At 73.3% G+C, this 3,651-nt stretch carries 4 protein-coding genes; 3 read left to right on the plus strand and 1 reads right to left on the minus strand.

Going from position 1 to position 3,651, the window contains the following annotated elements; all coding sequences use genetic code 11:
• The 3 genes from U9R90_RS34265 to U9R90_RS34275 all read left to right on the plus strand — a co-directional run.
• Nucleotides 1–1,211, plus strand: a 1,211-nt coding sequence (locus U9R90_RS34265) for a sensor histidine kinase (RefSeq protein WP_411061236.1), incomplete at its 5' end; no start/stop codon positions are given.
• The gene (locus tag U9R90_RS34270; protein WP_411061237.1) at nucleotides 1,208–1,864 is read left to right on the plus strand and encodes a response regulator; all 657 of its coding nucleotides are present in this window, start codon (nucleotides 1,208–1,210) and stop codon (nucleotides 1,862–1,864) included. The genes U9R90_RS34265 and U9R90_RS34270, both read left to right, overlap by 4 nt.
• A 135-nt stretch (nucleotides 1,865–1,999) precedes the next feature.
• On the plus strand, nucleotides 2,000–2,497 hold the full coding sequence (locus U9R90_RS34275) for a hypothetical protein (protein ID WP_411061239.1): 498 nt from the start codon (nucleotides 2,000–2,002) through the stop codon (nucleotides 2,495–2,497).
• On the opposite strand, the gene U9R90_RS34280 is transcribed toward U9R90_RS34275, so the two are convergent.
• Nucleotides 2,494–3,651 (minus strand): FUSC family protein (locus U9R90_RS34280; RefSeq protein WP_411061241.1); only part of this gene is annotated, 1,158 nt, incomplete at its 5' end. The two genes, U9R90_RS34275 and U9R90_RS34280, sit on opposite strands and share 4 nt — an antisense overlap.

Here is a 3,651-nt window from a genome sequence, read left to right on the forward strand (position 1 = left end):
ACCCCGACGCCCGCTGGCTCGCCCCCGTCATGCACGCGGCGTTCTTCCTGCTGCTCGCCGCCTCGCTCCTCCGCTTCCTGATCCGGCACCCCGGCGAACCCCGCACCCCGTGGATCATCGCCCTCAGCGCCGTACTCGCCCTGCTGTACGTACTCGGCCCGGCCCTAGGGGGCGCACTCGGCTCCCGCCCCACCCCCCGCCGGCTGGCCTGGCTCGGCGCGGTGGTCGGCGTCTGGCTGGTGCTGGTGGTGCTCGCGCCGAGCTTCGCGTGGTGTGCGGTGCCGCTCTTCTACACCGGGCTGCGCACCCTGCCGCCGCGCGCCGCGCTCGCCCTGGTCGCCGTGCTCACCGCGTCCGTCGTCAGCGCGCAGCTCAGCCTGGCCAGCGACGGCTTCGACCCGAACCTGGTGCTCGCGCCACCCGCCGTCGCGGCGATCGCGGTGGCGGTCTTCCTGCACATGGAACGGCAGGCAACCCGCCAGCGCACCCTGATCGACGACCTGCTCCACACCCGCCGCGAACTCGCCGACACCGAGCGCCGCGAAGGCACCCTCGCCGAACGCCAGCGGCTCGCCATGGAGATCCACGACACCCTGGCCCAGGGCCTGTCCAGCCAGCAGATGCTGCTCCAGGCCGCCGACCGGGTCTGGGACGCGGACGCCGACGCGGCCCGCCGCCATGTGCGTACGGCCGAGTCCATCGCCGAACACAACCTCGCCGAGGCCCGGCGTTTCGTCCACGACCTGGCCCCGGCCGAACTGGCCGAGAGCGGCGGCCTCACCGAGGCCCTGCGCACCTTGGCCACCCGAGAGACGGCGAAAGCCGCACCGGACACCACCCCCCTCACCGTCCACTTCCACCTGGAGGGCACCCCCGTACCGCTCCCCGACCGAGTCGCCTCGGCCCTCCTCCGTATCGCCCAGGGCGCACTCGCCAACGTCCGGGAACACTCCACCGCCACCGCCGCGGCCCTCACCCTCACCCACCTGGACGACGACCAGGTCGTCCTCGACATCGCCGACAACGGCCGCGGCTTCGACCAGACCCACCCCAGCCAGCCCGCCGACGGCGTACGCGGCCACGGCCTGCCCGCGATGCGCGCCCGGGTCCGCGCACTCGGCGGCACGCTCACCATCGAGTCGGCGCCCGGCGAAGGCACCGTGGTGACGGCGACCGTCCCGCTCCCCCACTCCGCGGAAGGCACCCCATGACGCGCCCCACGACGCGCCCCACGACGCACCCTGTCCGCATCCTGGTCTGCGACGACCACACCGTCGTACGCGCCGGACTCCTCGCCCTGCTCGGCAGCACACCGGACATCGAGGTCGTGGCCGAGGCCGGCACCGGCGAGGAGGCGGTCGCGCTGGCCGCCAAACTGACGCCGGACGTCGTACTGATGGACCTCCAGCTGGGCGCCGGAATCGACGGGGTCGAGGCGACCCACCGCATCACCGCGGCCGGGACCCCCGGCCCCCGCGTGCTGGTCCTCACCACCTACGACACCGACGCCGACATCACCCGCGCCATCGAGGCGGGCGCCACCGGCTACCTCCTCAAGGCCGAGCGCCCCGAGGAACTCTTCGCCGCGATCCACGCCGCCGCCGAGGGTCGCACCACGCTCTCGCCGCCGGTCGCCAGCCGCGTCATGGCCCAGATGCGCAGCCCGCGCCCCACCCTCACCGACCGCGAACGCGACATCCTCGGCCAGCTCGCCCACGGCCTCGGCAACCGCGAGATCGCCCGCGCCCTGTTCATCAGCGAGGCCACGGTCAAGACCCACCTGGGCCGGATCTACGACAAGCTCGGCGTGGACACCCGAGCAGGAGCCGTAGCGGTGGCGAAGGAGCAGCGCCTACTGCCGTGACCAAGCCACGGGACCGACCCGAGACGCGAGCACGACCCGAGGCACGGAACCGACCCAAGACGCGGGACCGACCCAAGACGCGGGGACCTGAGACGCGGGACCGACCCACCCCACGCCCGTGACACCATCACCTACGTGCTCGACATCGGCTACGCCCTCTCCGCCCGTTTCCCGGACCCCCCGCAGACCGACTACCGCCGCGCGGACGTCCACGCCCTGCGCCACGACCTCTTCTGCGGCGACGTCTACCTCGCCGACACCAAGGAGGACCGGGAGCTGTCCACAGCCTGGGGATGGGTGCCGGTGCTGGACTTCGCCTGGGCGTTGTGCGACATCGTCGAGCGGCTGGACCGTGACCCGCTCGGCAGCCGCGCGTCGAAGCCGCAGTACGCCGAGCTCGACTTCACCGAGTCCACGGACCGCATGCTCTTCGAGCGGCGCTTCGGATGGGTGGACGTGGAGGCCGACTGGATGCCGGGCGACGAGCCGCCGCTCACCTTCTCGCACAGCGAACTGCGCCGCGAGGGGCGTGACTTCCTGCACGACCTGATCGCCGACCTGTCCGACATGCACGAGGACCTCGGCGAGAACCCGGCGATCTGGGAGCTACAGTCCCGCTTCCCCCGGATCTAGGCGGTCACCGGGTTACCGAACGCGGCCCGATGCGGACCCGACTCCGGATCGAGCTCGTGCAGCATCCTGCGGACGTCCTCGGCGATGCCCGCCGCGCACAGCACCCGCCAGTCCGCGTACGCCGGCGACGCGCCCAGGGCGGTGTGCGCGAAGCCGCTCTCCGCGGAGGCCAGCATGGCCCGGAGCTTCTCCCGTAGCTCGGGCGGCGGGGCCTGGTGCCAGGTGTGTATCTCCGCCAGTTCGGCGAGTATCACGGACAGTTCGGACAGCAGAACGCCAAGGCCCGCCGGCGCCGGGGCGGGCTCGGGAAGCAAGTACGCCTCGCGGCGCTCCTCGTGCCGGGCCGGTGGACGGCCGTCCATGAAGGTGAGGTTGTACAGGCCTCGGGTCACGCCGCGCACCTGGTGGCCGACGTGGTCCAGACAGTGCGTGGCCTCGGACAGCCGGTCGATATGGGCGCGGGCCGCCGCCCCGCGTGGGCGCAGCCGTACGGCGTCCTCGGCCTCCCGTACCGCGTCGCGCACGGTGTCAAGGCGCTTGGACAGCGCGCGTGCCCGGTCCACCCAGCCGCGTGCCTGCCCGGCCCAGTCGTCCGCGGCGAGCTGCCGGGACATGTCGCGGAGCAGCTCGGCCAGCTGTCTGTTCAGCCGGGCCAGTTCCTCACCGGCGCGACGGCCGAAGCCCGGTGCGGGGACGATCAGGCCGAGCAGGGTGCCGAGCAGGATGCCGACGACGTTGCCCTCCAGGCGGGCGGCGCCGTAGCCGAAGCTGGAGGCGGTGCCCATGACGAGGACGCCGGTCAGGGCGATCTGGTGCATCTGCGAACCGAGCTTCAGCAGCCGGCCCGCGTACATCCCGATCAGCACGACCAGCAGCACGCTGACCGCGTTCACCCCGCCGCTCGCGGTCGCGGCGATGCCGAGCCCGAAGCCGAACAGAATCCCGGCCGCGCGCTGGAGGCTCTTGCGGGCGGTCGCGAACGGGGTGGTCTGGGCGGCGAGCACGGCGCCCGCGGGGGCGACGGACGGCGCGTCCGAGTACAGCAGCGCGGTGGCGATCCACCACGCCAGCCCCGCCGCGACGGCGGTCCGCACCACCATGGCCCCGTCCCCGAACCCGGCGGTGCCACGCTCCCGCAGCGCCGCGACCCCGGC

This window comes from Streptomyces sp. E11-3, assembly GCF_046540415.1.
Classification (GTDB): domain Bacteria; phylum Actinomycetota; class Actinomycetes; order Streptomycetales; family Streptomycetaceae; genus Streptomyces.